Below are 14,094 nucleotides of genomic sequence, written 5' to 3'. Positions count from 1 at the left end.
TTGTTATGAAATAACTATTTTGTTAAATTTCTCAATTCACAAAGTACTAACTTTATAAAATGAATTCATATACATTTATTGAATACATATAAAGTTCATATAAAACCAAATAATTTAGGAGTTGATCAGTATGACAAGTAAACCACTAGTAATAACGCTTCCTCCTATATCAAAAACCAAAATTACTTTTTATTCTTCTTCTGGTGACGTAATTAACCACACTTTTTTTACAAACGAGACTTCAGAACCTATAGCAACGTTTGCATATTGTCCTATAGACTTTGGAAGATTTGAAACTAAAAGAATACCAGTCCTTATAAAATAATTTTTCATTCTCCTTTACGAATAATCTTTTTTACATTACACATACTACATTTGAGCCACACACTCTCCCTGGCTCCGCTCTTTCAAAACGGAAGGCACTCCTCCGTGAAACGTTATGAGCATAGCAGGCAATTTAATCAGTTGCCTGCTATTTTTGTGTATAGGCGTAAAGATTCTTATACAAAATAACTCTTTTGTTAAGGTCCACGAATCCATTTCTTAGGTGAAAAACTTTTATAGAAGCACCTTTTTTGGACAAATTTACCGGATGAATTAACAGAAATTTCGTGTTATTCTTAACGTGTTGAATACCCCAATACATTCAACAATGCTCTTAATTGCATACTAAGTATGCAACAATCTATTAAGATACCTTAGCTACAACCCCTCCTGGTTGTCGCTACTGCTAAGGTATCTTTTTAGATGCCTTATGTGCAGGGCTTTTTTATTTCAGTAATGTCGATTTCCCTCATCCAATTATTTATACTTATAGTCCACTTTCTTAATAAAATTCAAATTTGATCTCTATCAAAATCTTCAATACCACGTAAAGTTTACGTAAAGATTGCTATGATTCAGCCTGTCCACCTCAGAAGCGTTATATAATGAATTTGCAAACACCTGGTTTGCACACAAATACCTTTCTGTACGACTTAACTCTTTTGCTAGGAGAAATCCTAGCCTTTTTCTTTGCAAAAGACCCTCTATCCCCTGAATAAAACTCAATATTCCGTCAATACTGTAGACAACCCATTAAGTTACTTTCTCCTTGTTCCCCCTTGGAGATGAGCAGTTAGCTTTTGCTAGCTGCTTTTTTATCGTTTTGGATGGCCGCACGCTTCTGTATAATCCCAATATCCTTTACATTCAGTTGAATTAGGTGTCATTTTGAAATCCGCTAAGCTTTCTGATACACATTCTTTTGAATTTGAACGATTAGGGAAATACATATTCCAATAACACTCTGTACAACTACAAGTCAACTCTTGATCTCCCTGCACTTGGGCCACTTTTGTAAATAACGCCTCAAATCCATCAACCATATTAATTCCTCCCTGAATAAATTCCTAAATCTTGTCCATACTATAAATACACTTAATGATTGAACTTCCTTCTTAATGTTTCTTTAGGAGAGCAGTTAGCCTTTGCTAGCCGCTCTTTTTTACTGTACAGGTACCCATTTACTCTAAAATGAATAAACTATCTTGAACCTTATTTTTCAGTCATTCACTGGTTCATGACTTACAAACATAACCCCAATACATGGAATGTTTTTAAGCGAGCACTCTGGAACAAGTGCTCGTTTTACTTTGGCGTTTTTCTACAAAATGAAATTTTTGTTTAGTTTTCTAATTTGCTAATCCGACAATAACGCATGGTGTATCACCGAATTCTTTCTCTTTATATAGTTCTTCTAATGTTTTATACACTGGGAAACCAACACACGAAACTTCGATTTTTTCATCAGCTGCCATCGTTTCAAGTACCACATCATCCATAAAACCACTTCCGTTATGACACTGCATTAAATAATACCCTGCAGCTTCATATTTACTATTGGCTAGGATAACCTTTATATCCTGATCGCCACAAAAAGATACTTTATAGAATTCCATCTCCAATTCTCCTTTTCTAATAAAATGAAGTTTTGGTTTAGTTGTATAAAAATCTATATATTCCCATAAAATAGCTAAAAAATTAGGAGTTAAGCAATGAAAATATTACTCAAATTCTTTAAATATTTTCTATTTATACTTTTAGTTGTATCCATATTTTTCATAGGATACATATGGTATTTTTAAACCTGTATCAAATAGTGTTTTTGTTCAAAATGATGCCCTTCCCCACTTGGACGCATTTACCAGTATTTTTACCAAAAAATTCATGAAATGGTTGTTTAGTCGAGTACGTCATTACTTGACGATTACCCTTAGAAACCCCGCAGACAATCGGGGGTTCTTTTATTTAAATAACGATTTTATTAACCCTTGTCCTTATCATCACTTTTTAACAAATTATTCTTTTTGGCCCAATCCTTTAGCTCGCCGTCCTTTAGATCCGATTCTTTAAATTTAAAACCGTTGTACCCTACATTTAATCGAAGTACCATTTTATCGATATCTAATTGTGTAATTTTTATTGGGATCACCTCACTCTCATATAAAATAAAGAATTTGTTCACTTTTTTGATACATTTATGAAACATTCATATGTTATCTTCAATATGTTCTTTTCTCTTTATAATACCTTTTAAGGTATACTCAGACTTGAAGCCCTAGACCCCCTAAACTCTAGGGCTTCTCTCTATTCAAATAAGAATTTTGTTATAAAATCACCAAAACGTTGGAAACTGTTTATCGATAACATCCACAACGAACTGCTTATTACGTTGCAACCAATTTTGAGCTTGTTTTAATGCCCCTCTTTTTTTCATAGCTCCCTTATCGATTAAAAGTTGTTGATCGATCTGAATGTTAGCTTCTTTAAAATCATGGTGATTAATATGCACCTTAATTTCTAACTGATCTTTTTCATTTACGAATCTTACTGTTAAATTTCCCACCTTTTTGATTCTTGGAATATCTAAATGCACATCGATCACCTCTCCTTTTTTGCAAAATAACTATTTTATTCAACTTTCCATTAAGTTAATTTTTCTAATAAACCTTACAAATTTGTAATACTAATGTCACCAAAAAGAATGTTTTCCTGTTTAATAATGGTTTAATATATAAAATGTTAACTTTATTAAACAAAACACCATTGGTAGGTGACAGTTTGTGGAAAGAAAATTATTACGTTATGGCATTGTATGTATAGCTTTTATTACTATCCCCATTTTATTTATACACTTTGTTTCATCTCAATTCGTTCCAAAAGAATATAGTGAAGAATGGCCGGAAGTAAGTAAAACTGCTGAACTAGTAACTATCGGTTACTTTAAAAAAGAAAAAGATCTTGATATCATAATCAAAAAAGTTGAACCTTCAGAAGAATATAGAACACATGAAATCCACCTATACGGACATGTGGCAGATAATAAAAAGCAAAAGGTTTCTTCTGTTGTAAATTTTCGTGATAACTATTCAATTAGAGACACATCTGAAGTTAAAATCAATGAGCCTTTTAATAAAGGTTGGATGCTCTTTCAGTTAAAATAACACTTTTGTTAAGATCCACGAATCCATTTCTTCCGTGAAAAACTTTTATAGAAGCACCTTTTTTGGACAAATTTACCGGATGAATTAACTGAAATTTCATGTTATTCTTAACGTGTTGAATATCCCAATACATTCAACAATGCTCTTGATTGCATAGCCATCCATCCAGATACCTTAGCTAATACGTCCCCCTAATCGTCGTTATTGCTAAGGTATCTTTTAGATGCCCTGTGTGCAGGGCTTTTTTATTTCAGTGATGATGCTCTCTTTTCCCATCTAGTTATCAACGCTTTTAGTCCACTTTCTTAATAAAATTCAAATTTGATCTCTATCAAAATCTTCAATACCATGTAAAGTTTACGTAAAGATTACTATGATTCAGCTTATCTACCTAAGAAACGTTATATAATGAATTAACAAACACCTGGTTTGCGCACAAGTACCTTTCTGTACGACATAACTCTTTTGCTAGGAGAAATCTTAGCCTTTTTCTTTGCAAAAGACCCTCTATCCCCTGAATAAAACTCAATATTCCGTCAACACTATAGACACATGGTTATCTTTCTCCGATTTCCTTATATGAGCAGTTAGCTTTTGCTAGCTGCTCTTTTATTTGCGAACACTTTAGAAAAGATTTCATACAATATATCCAGTCCTTTCTTATAACTTGAGCTCGTCACTTTCGTTATAAAAATAGGGTTATGTCCTATAACTTTTTTCAGGAATCATCCATATGTTATATCTGAAAAAGTGGCTCTGCTTTATAAAAAGGTGGTTGCGGAAACAACCGCCTTTTTATTTATGACAAAATGAAATTTTTATTCAAAATCTTTCTAATAACACGAAACGCATCGTCAAAACCCTAATAATGTTATATACAAATGATAAAAATTATACTAATACGCTAATATATAAGCCGTTTCTTTTTGAAAAGTAAACCATAAAATATAATACAGGACCAAGCTTTCTAAAAGTTTGTTCGAGTTAATTTTAGAAAGGAGCGAATTTCAATGGCTATCGTTAAACCTTTTGTGGCTGGTAGAAAATTCACCGGCTTAGCAAGCTCTGGGACAGGTACTGGTGCTACATTTGCAATTGCTGCAACAGCTTTTACAAATGATATAGGGACCAATACAGCATTTCCAGCTTCATATTCTTACTACAACCTCTATATTAATGGCGTTCTCCAAACAGCTGATACCTCAACTATCACTGTTGGCCCTTCTTCTATTACCATTCCTGGTGGAGATGTACTTGATGGAGCAACTCCAATTATCGTAGAATTTATTGTAACTTAGTTATATCTTTATCAAATAAGGTTTTTTCAATTTTTTCACAATTTATATCTATCAGCATATACTAGTATAGAATGATAGGTATTTATACTCACTCTTGGAAAGGGCACTTATTCATAGTGCTCTTTTCACTTTTAATTTTTATTATCGAATAGCGTTTTTAATAAAAACTTTTCTTCATTCAATAATTCACAATCAGTGTATTTATATTCTCTTTTCAGTTAAAATAAAAAGCATTCAAATAAACGTTTTAGAAAGGATTATAAATGACACGAATTATACTATTTGATGGAGACTGTAATTTATGTAATCAAAGTGTTCAATTTATTATTAAAAGAGATCCTAAAGGATATTTTAAATTTGCATCACGCCAAAGTAGCATAGGTATTCAGTTATTAGATCAATACAACATTAGCAAAACCATAGATAGCGTGATACTAATCGATAATAATAAGGCTTATACAGAATCAGATGCTATACTGAATATTTGTAAATACTTAAAAGGAAGCTGTAAATTATTATTTATCCTTTTAATAATTCCAAGACCTATTCGAAACCTTTATTATAAAAAAGTTGCAGAAAATAGATACAAATGGTTTGGCAAACAAAAACAATGTCTTATCCCTACTCCGGATATTAAGAAAAGATTTTTAAGTTAGTTAAAAATATAAACATTTTCAAAAGTCTCTCAATGAGAGACTTTTTTTCATTCAACAAAATAACGATTTTATTAATATCGTTATTTCTTAATTTTAAGATTTGTGTTAAAATAACATCATATCATTCTTTTTACTTTCACTTTAAAGATGATACTTCAATCTTGGCCCTAGTCCTCTAGGGCCTTTTTTATTTCAAATAAAGATTTTATTTAATCTCGCACCTAAATCAAAAACATACATAGAATATTATGGGTATTCTTTTTCAACATTAGTTTTAGTCAGAGCGTTTTTCTCTCAAGGCGCTCTTGATTATTTAATGACAGGCTCCATAATTCCATGTAAGGCATACAATATTAAAAATTTACTCGTGAAAATCTGATTACGATTTTTTAGATTTTCTATATCTCATAAAACATTCACCTACCTTACTAAGGGTGCATATAAAAATGCACTCTTTTTATTTGTTGTTAAATAAGGATCTTGTTTAAAATTCATTAACATTATTGGTTCCTTTGCATACAGTATTATCACAAGCAATTCAATAAGTGCTCCGGTCCAGTTACCTTGAATTTCTTGCAGACCTTGTGTGAAGAATCCGTTTATAACAAACGGGTTCTTTTATTTATTGATTATAAAATAACATTTTTATTAAAAACTTTTAACATTTAAACTGGACAAGCATATAATATTGTATGAAGAGGACCCACCCATAAATATCAATTTTTCTTGTCTAAGAGCATCGCTAAATGCGTGCCCTTAAGTTTGTTATTATGAAAAACATTTATATAAAAGTTTTCACCTTTTGATAAGACAAGCATATAGTATTGATATGGAATCGTTTCACTTATAGGAATCTCCTTACAAAGAGCACTATGAAAAAGTGCTCTCTTTTCACACTTCATAAGAAAATACATATATTAATATGGGCTGCACATGTATTCAGCTTACAAATTAGACTCTGTAAGCTGTCACCTTTTAAAGGAGCACATTTAAATATGTGCTCTTTTTATTCAATGTTATTTTCACGATTATACAAAATAAAGCATAAGGTGTATGGTAATTCACTACTCATAAAGCCTATCATTCTAAGAGCCTACTCTTTTGTAAGCTCTTTTTTGTTTTCAATTAACGCTTTTATAAAGTAATTGATAGCCCTACAAAGCCCTTTATCATATATATAGAATTTTCTCCATACCGTATACAAAGATGAGATTTCTAGAATATGATGGGAGGTAACATATGACGAACTCAAATATTTACGACTTCATTATGAAATACGCACGAGGACCTCATTTTCATCAAGATTTCCCCATAATATTATTTTGGAGTCAAAAAAGTGGATGTACATCACTTGCTCATTGGTTTTTTTATCAAATTAACTTGTTTAAGGAAGCCATTAAATATAACCCATTCATCCATAATTATGAGTTCGACATTTACAAAAATTCAGTATACTACTTTACTGGGCTTGCTCATGCACTATACACAAATGAAAAACCCACATATAAACTTGTTAGAAATCCCTATAAAAGAGCAGTAAGTTCATTTCTCTCACTAATCCCTCCACCAAATATTGAGCATCCCGAATGGCAGCCAATTAGACAGTTTTTATATCATGATAAAAACTGTAATAAAAAAATCTCCTTTAAACTTTTTTTATATTACTTAAAAGCACATATGAAAAATTTAGATGATGTGAACCCCCACTATGTGCAACAATATATCCAAGATGAAGAAAAGTTTGTAACAAACTATATTCACCTTGAAAATTTCTCTTCTGAAATTTCAAATTTAGAGAATATATATGGCTTAAAGAAGTCCCCTTTAGATATATTAACTAGGTCATGGCATCATCAAAGTGAGATCACCATTTTTAAAGGTAACTATGCAGATGCTGATATTACCGACCCTATATTCCCACGACTCCCAACATATGAAAGTTTTTATGACTCCGAAACTATTCAATTAGTTGAAGATATTTTCAAAAAGGATTTCACTGTATACAAATACTCCCTAACTCCCCTCTAAAATATAGGCATTTTTTTAATCGTAGGTTCATAATTATTACAGAGAAACTTAAGCCACCTACTTAAGTTTCCTCATAATTCTCCTGCGAATTGAAGTTGGGCACTATTCTAATAGTGCTCTTTTTCTACAAAATTCAAATTTGGTCTTACTTTACATCTACACGTGTTTGACTTGCTTCTCGATTAAAACCATCAGGATATCTTTTAGTTAATTTTGCAATATTCATTTCACCAATATCTTGTAACGTATATCCCAGTTCGTGCGCCATACATCTCTTTTTAAGATAGGAGCCGAGAAGTTAGCTTTTGCACTCCAAGCCTTGCTAGCTGCTCTTTTTTAATTTCTCCTTTTCTACAAAATGAAATTTTTATATAAAAGACCCACACTTAAACAAACATAATTTCATATGATATATTGCATTCTTTCTTTTTAGAGCGGATAGTCATTACAGAAGGGCACTTCCAGAAGTGCTCTTACATTTACATACCAAATAGCGTTTTTGTTCAAAATAATGGCTTTCCCATTTGGACACATTTACCAGTATTTTTACCAAAAAATTCATGATATGGTTATTTAGTCGAGTACGTCATTACTTGACAATTACCCTTAGGAACCCCGCGGACAAACGGGGTTTCCTTTATTTAAATAACGATTTTTTCTTACTCCTCAACCAGCTAAAAATATGTTAAAATTAATCCATAATTTGTAAGGAGGTATATAAAATGCTCTCACTATATACATGTGTATCTTGTGATCAACCTCTCATACAACACGATGAACATTCGTTTATTCATTACTGCATTAATCCAAATTGCGAAGAAGCAAAACTGCACTTATCTTTGTTGGAAGAGATGGGGGTGTGAACCCTATCTCTTTTTCTATTCAAATAACGATTTTATTACAGCCTGCACATAAACCCAAACATACATAAAGTATAATGTGGTATCCTGTTTAAATATAAATCTTGGTCATGGAGCGCTTTTAAAAGCGCTCTTTTTATTTAAATTTACTTTATTATTTTTATTACTATAAAAAAATATAGTTTCATACGAAATCAATAAAAAGAATATTCTATTCTGTATAATCTACATTGGGTAATACGATTGTGCTGGGTAATACGATTGTAAAGAATAATATGATTGTGCTGGGTAATAAGGTTGTAAAGAATAATATGATTGTGCTGGGTAATAAGGTTGTAAAGAATAATATGATTGTGCTGGGGTATAACTTTGTTGCGTGTGCTGTGATTGTAGCGCTTGTTGTTGTTGTGCTTGTATAGCCTGATGAACTGCTTGAATAGTACTTTGTGCAGGCCCCGATCCTCCTAAAGGGCGCATTTGTGTTTTATTATAAAAAAAATCAAAAAACATCCTATATTCACCTCATCCTGTAAATATTTTGTCTTCCATCTTTCATACTATGAATATTTAATTACAATGGATAATACATGACGCTTTTCACCTTATAATTCTTGAATCTCTTTCTATTCAAATAAAGATTTTGTTTTAAACTTGCACATACACTCAAAACATACATAAAATATATTGCTACCACATTTCATTTCGATATGTGTCTTGACCAAAAGGCGGTTTCCCGGGCGCTCTTTTTATATTTAAATAAGGATTTTGTTTAAAATTCATTAACCTTATTGGTTCCTTTACATACAGTATTACCACAAGGGATTTCACGGGTTACTCTGGTCAAGTTACCTTGAATTTCTTGCACACCTTAAGGGAAGAATCCGTTTATAACAAACGGGTTCTTTTATTTTTAGGTTATAAAATAACTATTTTGTTAAATTTCATAAATACAATTACTTGTCCGTTTCACTCTCCTCAACTCTCGCATTTACTATTAGTAATACGAATTTTCAGAGGTGATATATAATGGATGGTTTTTTATCTTCTGCTGCACTAAATCCAGATGCAATTGGCCCCACACTTCCACCTGTTCTACCTTTTCAATCTCCAACCGGTCCTACTGGTTCAACAGGCGCTACTGGTGCTACAGGATTAACTGGACCAACCGGACCAACTGGATCAACTGGATCAACCGGACCTACTGGACCAACTGGACTAACCGGACCAACCGGACCTACTGGATCAACCGGACCTACTGGACCAACTGGACTAACCGGACCAACCGGACCAACTGGACCTACTGGACCAACTGGACCAACTGGACCAACTGGACCAACTGGATTTAATCTTCCTGCTGGACTTGCATCTATTACCTTAACTTCTAATGCAACCACAGCATGTGTATCCACCCAAGGAAATAATACTTTATTTTTTTCGGGTCAAGTATTAGTAAATGGTATCCCTGCTGCAGGGGTAGTAGTCAGCTTTTCATTTAGTAATCCTTCTCTTGCTTTCATGGTCCCTCTTGCTACCATTACCAATGCTTCAGGTAACTTTACTGCTGTATTTCTAGCCGCAAATGGACCTGGAACAGTAATCGTTACTGCTTCACCCCTTGATTCTCCTGGAACAATGGCCAACGTCACTATTACCATTGTGAATTGTCCGTAATGGCTTTATTTTTATGGAATAAGCAATCTCTGATAAGATGGGCACTGTACATCAGTGCTCTATTTTATTACTGGGATATTCCTTTCAAATGAAATCTTTAATTTAAACTTTCTTAATAAAATTCAAAATTGGTACTACTTTGCCACCCCCTGCGCTTTCCCGAAAGCTGTAGCTCTTCGATTGATTTGTTTTAGAATTCGACTAATTTGAGTCTGAGTAACCCCTACACGTTCACCAATACTTTCTTGTGACATATGATTTGAATACATATCCCAGATCATTAACTCTCTATCTGGTAGCGTATTTATAAAAGAACGCATCACTATCTTTTCATCGATTTCTTCTGTTTTACGTGTTAAGCTTTCATCGACAAGCATTTGCTCTAAGGTTAATTCAGTATCTCCACTTCCTGATGAAAATGTTACGTCATGTAAAGAACTTGGAATTTGCTGATATCGCAAAGCTTCTTCTACATCCTCAACAGTTACGCCTAATAACTGACTAATGACCTCTGGTTTTTCTTCCGCTAATTTTTCTCTAATAATTCTGCCTTTTAAGTAGAATATTTCTCGCGTCACTTTAACTTTTTGATTATTTATAATCGCTCTAGTAGTTTCCCCATGCATTTTAGGAATCGCTAAAGTGGAGAACTTGCACCCATATGCAGGATCAAAATCTTTTCTTGCCTTAAGTAATCCAATCATGCCACATTGAATTAGATCCTCTATTTCTAAACCTGTATTACTTTTGATAGACTCCAAATTTGATCCGTACTTTTCCCATACAAACTTATAAACTAGCTTTTTATATTTTTTAAAAAACGCATCATCCGTCAAAGTTTTCACATCAACTATTTCCGGCATTCGCTCCACCCCTTTTGATTTCTCTCATATCAGTTGGACCTTTCCAAATCCCCACTCGTTTCCATTGTTTTTTCTTTTTTCCGACATACGAGGGGCTAAGATCATACATACATAATACCAATATCTTTATCCGGTATACCTTGCATGTTTAAATTCCTGACAACCTCAGGTGTTAAACCACTCGATTTTTCTATTCTCGGTCCACCATTCTTTTTAGGCTGTGTATCCAAATATCGGCCCAACCGACGTAATTCATCACCAGTCGGGCATGCTTTACACTCTTTCACACTAAAACATTCGTTTGATGTACGATTGTAATAACAACGTCTACATTTCTGTTCGATAATGTCACCAATTCGGTATGTGAGCTCTTTTCGTTCTTCTTTAGTCAGTTTCATAGCATCCACCTACAAGACTGCTTTGAGCGCTATACCGAGCGCTTGCGATCTACCTTGTAACTCTAAACGATGTTCACGTTCTTTCGCAGCAGTTTCTTCCGCTGCACGTACATTGACATGCATTTTTTGTAAATCATGCCCTAACTCATGATTCTTTTCCGTAACAGCGTTAAATTCATTGAGCAACGAGTTATAATCTTCCTCACGAGCTCGTAATTGTTGCTTCATGCTTTCAAAAGCATCTTCCGCTTCAAAGCGTGCTTTCTTTTCCGCGATAAGATCTTGTGCTAGTTGTTCTTTTAATCCCTTTAATTCCTCATACACTTTCAAAACTTCTCTCAATTCTTTTCGAAGTGTATCTTTTTCATCAAGAATGTCATTTAATCGCTCTTTCCAAGAAACATCTAGCGTTTCAACATTCTCGATATGATTAGTTACTACACATTTTAATTTTGGCGGTTCAGATTTCGTTTTCTCGTCATTTTGAGGTTGTGTTGATGGTTTTGTATTCTGAGGATTCTTAGGTGCGCCTACACGCTTATCGGGCGTTGCATTTGTTTCACGTCTTTTTGCAACGTGATAATATAAATTCCCTTCGGTCACGCCAAATTCTGCCGCGATATTTCCCCAAGTCCATTTCTTTTCATCAGCAGCACGTAATTTTTCAGCAGTTACACAAATTTGATCCCAGTTTTTTTGTTCAGCCATATGTTCCGTTCTCCCCTCGAGTAGGCCCTCACCTAAGCTTTTTAGATTTTTACCAACTTCACAGTTCTCTGAACACCAACGCGCTATTTCATAATTGTTTCTAATCAATTTCGGAACAGTTTTACACCCTTTACAATTTTCATCTTGTATATTTAAAATCTTGATTCGGATTTGACGTTTTTCGGCTTTGTTCAATCCATCACCCCATATGAGATTGGAAGGCAAGTAGTACAACGAAATTGTCATACTACCAACCTGTTTTTATTAGTCTTCTAATGTTTCATCAAAAGGCTTGTCCTCATCAGTGACTTCAATTTCTTCAGAAGATTGCGATTCTTTTTCTTGCACCTGTTCTTCTACCGTTACAACTGTTTCTTCCTTCGGTTTCTCTTCTACCTTTGACTGCTCTCCTACATCCGGCTGTTTCTCTTTCCATTCGTGCCATTTAATCGCCATCGGTGCAATGCGAGCACGGTAATCATCAATCATTTCAATTAGCTTCACGTTAGAAATCTTCAGCTCGTTTGCTAATTTTAGATATGACTCTCCTTCGAGTTTTCGTTTTACGATGTAAGCAAAATCATGCGGTAAATCATCTAAACCTGGAGCGAGCCCGCTGATGATAAACGCATCTACAATTTCACGATCCGCTTGCTCTTTCTCTTCACGAGTTGGAATTTTCTCTTCTGGAATATCGAAATCAGCTTCTAACTGTTCAAATGATGCCTTTACTTCTTTCACAAACCCTTTGTCATCAACCTCATACTGCGTTACAGGTTCGTTCGTTTTTGCGTTAACAGTAACGTTGAAATTAACCTGCATGGATTCCAGCGAGATAAATACTTTTGTATCGATCATTTCGGAAAGTACATCCAACTTACCGCGCAATGATGAATCCGTTACTTCCAAAACAATTTCTTTCTTACCATCAGGTTTAAGATTTACTTTCTTTAAAGTTGGTTTAAATTCGATATATGACATATGATCCGCCCCCTTATTTCGCTTGTTTTAGTTTTTTCTCTTCACGCTTTAATTTGTTGTACTCATCTAGTGTGATGAATCCGCCATATTTGATAACATGCTTTAAAAGAATGAGTTGTAAGTGTGGATATTTATATTCGAACACCTTCTTTTTCACCGCGAATGTTTCCGTCACCATACCCTTTATGTCTATGACTTCCACATCACCATTTGGCAAATAGACCATGAAGTCTGCACTATATGTAATTGCCTTAAATTTCTTACCGTTCTTTGTAAATGCCGGTTGCAATGTAAATCTCGGCTGTAATTCAAAGCTCGTAATTTCACCTGCAGCTTGGCGGATTTTTAATCCGGAGTAATAATCCGCTTCTGCTTTGCTATGAAAAATGATGCCATCTACCTCTACTTTTTTTGCGTTATACTTATTCAAGTTTCTTCCCCCTTTGGGATGGCGAAATTAACTTTTCTCCACGGATTCCTTTATGATATCGATATTTCAAACAACCATAGCTGACATAATATTTCTCTGCTGCATCCATCAAATTCAAATGTTCTCCGTGAATCCATACAAATATCGAATCCCTTTTATTTCGATCTTGCTGTTTTCTAGTAACCCACCTACAATTTTCAGGTTCATAATTCCCATTCGGGTCGATTCGATCAATACTTAACGGTTCTTTGTATCCATTTTCGGCAGCCCATTTTTTGAAAACGACAAAATCATACCACTCATCACAAACTTTTATCCCACGTTCACCGTAGTACTTATAGTTTGTTGAATTTGGATTATTACAGCGTTGCAGCATATCAGCCCATTTTTTGTATAGCTTTGTGCAACTGCTGGAATGTTTTGTTACCTTCTCCAACCGTAGACACCCACACGATTGATTGTCACCTGTCCTAAGTCCAGCAATATCCACTTCAACTTTATTTCCGCAATCACACTCACAAAGAAATATTTTTCTTTTTGAATTATTTCTTTTCCCTGTATCTTCTAATACGACCAATCTTCCAAAACGCTTTCCTACAGAAACTTTCTTATTGTTATATTTACTCATAACTTTTCTCTTTCGCTTCACTAATTAACTGAGTGATTTCATATGCAGCATTTTGTGCACATTCCATGTTTCTTCACCCCTTGAATAT

General features: G+C 33.9%; 16 protein-coding genes and 3 pseudogenes. 6 read left to right on the top strand and 13 right to left on the bottom strand.

Annotation, left to right across the window (positions count from 1 at the left end; translation table 11 throughout):
* Window positions 1-130: 130 nt before the first annotated feature.
* Complete coding sequence (locus QO049_RS03420; RefSeq protein WP_284489137.1) at window positions 131-325, top strand: hypothetical protein; 195 nt, start codon at window positions 131-133, stop codon at window positions 323-325.
* An 814-nt stretch (window positions 326-1,139) separates the two neighbouring features.
* Here the strand turns inward: QO049_RS03420 and QO049_RS03415 are convergent.
* From QO049_RS03415 to QO049_RS03405, 3 genes are all read right to left on the bottom strand, one after another.
* Window positions 1,140-1,367, bottom strand: a complete 228-nt coding sequence (locus tag QO049_RS03415) for a hypothetical protein (protein ID WP_284489136.1) — start codon at window positions 1,365-1,367, stop codon at window positions 1,140-1,142.
* A 306-nt stretch (window positions 1,368-1,673) separates the two neighbouring features.
* Window positions 1,674-1,940 carry a hypothetical protein gene (locus QO049_RS03410; protein WP_151919546.1) on the bottom strand — a complete coding sequence of 89 codons (267 nt, stop codon included), beginning with the start codon at window positions 1,938-1,940 and terminating at the stop codon, window positions 1,674-1,676.
* Between the two features lie 716 nt (window positions 1,941-2,656).
* Window positions 2,657-2,926 carry a hypothetical protein gene (locus QO049_RS03405; RefSeq protein WP_284489135.1) on the bottom strand — a complete coding sequence of 90 codons (270 nt, stop codon included), beginning with the start codon at window positions 2,924-2,926 and terminating at the stop codon, window positions 2,657-2,659.
* Window positions 2,927-3,104: 178 nt separating this feature from the next.
* On the opposite strand from QO049_RS03405, the gene QO049_RS03400 reads away from it, so the two are divergent.
* The 4 genes from QO049_RS03400 to QO049_RS03385 all read left to right on the top strand — a co-directional run bounded on the left by QO049_RS03400 (window position 3,105) and on the right by QO049_RS03385 (window position 7,467).
* A complete protein-coding gene (locus tag QO049_RS03400) occupies window positions 3,105-3,485 on the top strand; it encodes a phosphoglycolate phosphatase (RefSeq protein ID WP_284489134.1) in 381 nt (126 codons plus the stop codon).
* A 1,010-nt stretch (window positions 3,486-4,495) separates the two neighbouring features.
* Window positions 4,496-4,783, top strand: coding sequence for a DUF4183 domain-containing protein (locus QO049_RS03395; RefSeq protein ID WP_044585247.1), 288 nt, complete (start codon window positions 4,496-4,498; stop codon window positions 4,781-4,783).
* Window positions 4,784-5,046: 263 nt separating this feature from the next.
* On the top strand, window positions 5,047-5,439 hold the full coding sequence (locus tag QO049_RS03390; protein ID WP_284489133.1) for a thiol-disulfide oxidoreductase DCC family protein: 393 nt from the start codon (window positions 5,047-5,049) through the stop codon (window positions 5,437-5,439).
* 1,239 nt (window positions 5,440-6,678) lie between these two features.
* Window positions 6,679-7,467, top strand: a complete 789-nt coding sequence (locus tag QO049_RS03385) for a sulfotransferase family 2 domain-containing protein (protein WP_152127602.1) — start codon at window positions 6,679-6,681, stop codon at window positions 7,465-7,467.
* Window positions 7,468-7,612: 145 nt separating this feature from the next.
* On the opposite strand, the pseudogene QO049_RS03380 reads toward QO049_RS03385, so the two are convergent.
* Both QO049_RS03380 and QO049_RS03375 read right to left on the bottom strand, forming a co-directional pair.
* A pseudogene (locus QO049_RS03380) lies at window positions 7,613-7,735 on the bottom strand (nucleoside triphosphate pyrophosphohydrolase family protein); the annotation flags it as partial.
* An 817-nt stretch (window positions 7,736-8,552) separates the two neighbouring features.
* On the bottom strand, window positions 8,553-8,837 hold the full coding sequence (locus tag QO049_RS03375) for a DUF3947 family protein (protein WP_284489132.1): 285 nt from the start codon (window positions 8,835-8,837) through the stop codon (window positions 8,553-8,555).
* 516 nt (window positions 8,838-9,353) lie between these two features.
* Here QO049_RS03375 and QO049_RS30690 point away from each other — a divergent pair.
* Window positions 9,354-9,410 (top strand): annotated as a pseudogene (locus QO049_RS30690) (exosporium leader peptide-containing protein); the annotation flags it as partial.
* 17 nt (window positions 9,411-9,427) lie between these two features.
* Here the strand turns inward: QO049_RS30690 and QO049_RS03370 are convergent.
* The 8 genes and pseudogenes from QO049_RS03370 to QO049_RS03335 form a co-directional block, all read right to left on the bottom strand.
* Entirely contained in the window at window positions 9,428-9,721 is a 294-nt protein-coding gene (locus QO049_RS03370) for a hypothetical protein (RefSeq protein ID WP_284489131.1), read from the bottom strand.
* Window positions 9,722-9,766: 45 nt separating this feature from the next.
* Window positions 9,767-9,982, bottom strand: a complete 216-nt coding sequence (locus QO049_RS03365; protein ID WP_242071340.1) for a hypothetical protein — start codon at window positions 9,980-9,982, stop codon at window positions 9,767-9,769.
* Between the two features lie 150 nt (window positions 9,983-10,132).
* Window positions 10,133-10,861: a sigma-70 family RNA polymerase sigma factor gene (locus QO049_RS03360; protein WP_284489130.1), complete on the bottom strand. Its 729-nt coding sequence runs from the start codon at window positions 10,859-10,861 to the stop codon at window positions 10,133-10,135.
* A pseudogene (locus QO049_RS03355) lies at window positions 10,845-11,259 on the bottom strand (hypothetical protein). Before QO049_RS03355 ends, QO049_RS03360 begins: the two are co-directional and overlap by 17 nt.
* A gap of 9 nt (window positions 11,260-11,268) precedes the next feature.
* Window positions 11,269-12,162: a zinc-finger domain-containing protein gene (locus QO049_RS03350; protein ID WP_284489129.1), complete on the bottom strand. Its 894-nt coding sequence runs from the start codon at window positions 12,160-12,162 to the stop codon at window positions 11,269-11,271.
* Between the two features lie 69 nt (window positions 12,163-12,231).
* Window positions 12,232-12,948: a 2-methylcitrate dehydratase gene (locus QO049_RS03345; RefSeq protein WP_284489128.1), complete on the bottom strand. Its 717-nt coding sequence runs from the start codon at window positions 12,946-12,948 to the stop codon at window positions 12,232-12,234.
* A gap of 13 nt (window positions 12,949-12,961) precedes the next feature.
* Window positions 12,962-13,378 (bottom strand): DUF1064 domain-containing protein, encoded by a 417-nt coding sequence (locus QO049_RS03340; protein ID WP_284489127.1) that lies wholly within the window; start codon window positions 13,376-13,378, stop codon window positions 12,962-12,964.
* Window positions 13,371-14,006, bottom strand: a complete 636-nt coding sequence (locus tag QO049_RS03335; protein WP_284489126.1) for a hypothetical protein — start codon at window positions 14,004-14,006, stop codon at window positions 13,371-13,373. Before QO049_RS03335 ends, QO049_RS03340 begins: the two co-directional genes overlap by 8 nt.
* Window positions 14,007-14,094 lie beyond the last annotated feature (88 nt).

The sequence above is a fragment of the Bacillus sp. RB3 genome (assembly GCF_030164735.1).
GTDB classification, from domain to species: Bacteria; Bacillota; Bacilli; order Bacillales; family Bacillaceae_G; genus Bacillus_A; species Bacillus_A cereus.
Note: the sequence above shows the minus strand (reverse complement) of the source record. Positions and strands in the feature narration are given on the sequence as shown.

Bases quoted from the DNA above. Each gene is read 5' to 3' on its own strand.
- QO049_RS03360 (WP_284489130.1), bottom strand. From the start codon at position 10,861: ATGCCGGAAATAGTTGATGTGAAAACTTTGACGGATGATGCGTTTTTT.
- QO049_RS03395 (WP_044585247.1), top strand. From the start codon at position 4,496: ATGGCTATCGTTAAACCTTTTGTGGCTGGTAGAAAATTCACCGGCTTA.
- QO049_RS03420 (WP_284489137.1), top strand. From the start codon at position 131: ATGACAAGTAAACCACTAGTAATAACGCTTCCTCCTATATCAAAAACC.
- QO049_RS03385 (WP_152127602.1), top strand. From the start codon at position 6,679: ATGACGAACTCAAATATTTACGACTTCATTATGAAATACGCACGAGGA.
- QO049_RS03365 (WP_242071340.1), bottom strand. From the start codon at position 9,982: ATGGTAATAGTGACGTTGGCCATTGTTCCAGGAGAATCAAGGGGTGAA.
- QO049_RS03335 (WP_284489126.1), bottom strand. From the start codon at position 14,006: ATGAGTAAATATAACAATAAGAAAGTTTCTGTAGGAAAGCGTTTTGGA.
- QO049_RS03345 (WP_284489128.1), bottom strand. From the start codon at position 12,948: ATGTCATATATCGAATTTAAACCAACTTTAAAGAAAGTAAATCTTAAA.
- QO049_RS03390 (WP_284489133.1), top strand. From the start codon at position 5,047: ATGACACGAATTATACTATTTGATGGAGACTGTAATTTATGTAATCAA.
- QO049_RS03415 (WP_284489136.1), bottom strand. From the start codon at position 1,367: ATGGTTGATGGATTTGAGGCGTTATTTACAAAAGTGGCCCAAGTGCAG.
- QO049_RS03375 (WP_284489132.1), bottom strand. From the start codon at position 8,837: ATGTTTTTTGATTTTTTTTATAATAAAACACAAATGCGCCCTTTAGGA.
- QO049_RS03410 (WP_151919546.1), bottom strand. From the start codon at position 1,940: ATGGAATTCTATAAAGTATCTTTTTGTGGCGATCAGGATATAAAGGTT.